The organism is Neisseria sp. P0021.S006 (assembly GCF_051956895.1).
Map to the genome: position 1 here is coordinate 1 of NZ_JBQCWZ010000692.1, position 731 is coordinate 731.

Annotated in this window: 1 pseudogene; it reads left to right on the top strand. The window is 46.8% G+C overall.

Annotated features, from left to right (window positions below):
• Positions 1-605, top strand: a pseudogene (locus ACTHUM_RS16510) (MFS transporter); the annotation flags it as partial.
• Positions 606-731 lie beyond the last annotated feature (126 nt).

The window sequence follows — 731 nt, forward strand, 5'->3', positions numbered from 1 at the left end:
AACTCTTAAAAACCGCACCTAAAGCGTTTTGGACAGTCACTTTGGTGCAATTCTTCTGCTGGTTTGCCTTCCAATATATGTGGACTTACTCGGCAGGCGCGATTGCAGAAAACGTTTGGCAGACAACTGATGCTTCTTCCGTAGGCTATCAGGAAGCGGGCAACTGGTACGGCGTTTTGGCGGCGGTACAATCCATTGCTGCCGTTATCTGCTCGTTTATTCTGGCAAAAGTACCGAATCAATACCATAAAGTCGGCTATTTCGGTTGCTTGGCTTTAGGCGCGCTCGGTTTCTTCTCTATTTTCTTCATCCACAATCAATACGCATTAATCCTGTCTTATACTTTAATCGGCATCGCGTGGGCAGGTATCATTACCTATCCTTTGACGATTGTAACCAATGCCCTCTCCGGCAAACACATGGGTACTTATTTGGGTCTGTTTAACGGCTCTATCTGTATGCCTCAAATCGTCGCCTCCCTGCTGAGCTTTATCCTCTTCCCTATGCTGGGCAGCCATCAGGCAACCATGTTCTTGGTTGCAGGCGCGGTCTTGTTACTGGGAGCCTTCTCTGTATGTCTGATTAAAGAGACCCACGGCGAATAATCCATCCATACCATCGGCAAAGGCCGTCTGAAACCTTTGCCGAACTTACAATTTTAATAACAGGAGCTTCATAAATGTATACAAGAATCATGGAAATCAGCCCTTGGACGCTGCGTTCGGTAAAAC